This is a genomic window from Mesocryomonas lacus (assembly GCF_055730105.2).
The window spans coordinates 1-932 of the sequence record NZ_JBUZWF020000022.1 but is presented as its reverse complement, the minus strand read 5'-3'; the positions used below and the strand labels follow the sequence as shown (position 1 = coordinate 932).

Here is a 932-nt window from a genome sequence, read left to right as displayed (position 1 = left end):
GTGAAGAACATGATCACCGGTGCCGCCCAGATGGACGGCGCGATCCTCGTCTGCTCGGCGGCCGACGGCCCGATGCCGCAGACCCGCGAGCACATCCTGCTCGCCCGCCAGGTCGGCGTGCCCGCGATCGTCGTGTTCCTCAACAAGGTCGACCAGGTCGATGACGAGGAGCTTCTGGAGCTTGTCGAGCTCGAGGTTCGCGAGCTCCTGTCGATGTACGAATATCCGGGCGACGACATCCCGATCGTCAAGGGTTCGGCTCTCGCGGCTCTGGAAGACTCCAACAAGGTGATCGGCGAGGACGCCGTCCGCGCGCTGATGGCCGCTGTCGACGAGTACATCCCGACCCCTGAGCGTCCGATCAACATGCCGTTCCTGATGCCGATCGAGGACGTGTTCTCGATCTCGGGCCGTGGCACCGTCGTCACCGGCCGCGTCGAGCGCGGCATCGTCAAGGTCGGCGAGGAAGTCGAGATCGTCGGCATCCGCGACACCAAGAAGACCACGGTCACCGGCGTCGAGATGTTCCGCAAGCTGCTCGACCAGGGCCAGGCCGGCGACAACATCGGCGCGCTCGTTCGCGGCGTCGACCGCGAGGGCGTCGAGCGCGGCCAGGTGCTGTGCAAGCCCGGCACCGTGAAGCCGCACACGCGCTTCATGGCCGAGGCCTACATCCTGACCAAGGAAGAGGGTGGCCGTCATACGCCGTTCTTCACCAACTACCGCCCGCAGTTCTACTTCCGCACGACGGACGTGACCGGCGTGTGCACGCTGCCTGAGGGCACCGAGATGGTGATGCCGGGCGACAGCGTGACCATGGACGTGACGCTGATCGTTCCGATCGCGATGGAAGAGAAGCTGCGCTTCGCCATCCGCGAAGGCGGCCGGACCGTCGGCGCCGGCATCGTGTCGTCGATCGTCGCGTAAGACTG

1 protein-coding gene is annotated in these 932 nt (G+C 66.0%); it reads left to right on the top strand.

The window, feature by feature from the left end; translation table 11 throughout:
- Positions 1–927: elongation factor Tu (gene tuf, locus ACZLZQ_RS24260; RefSeq protein ID WP_472951883.1), on the top strand; the 927-nt coding region annotated here is incomplete at its 5' end.
- Positions 928–932: the final 5 nt, after the last annotated feature.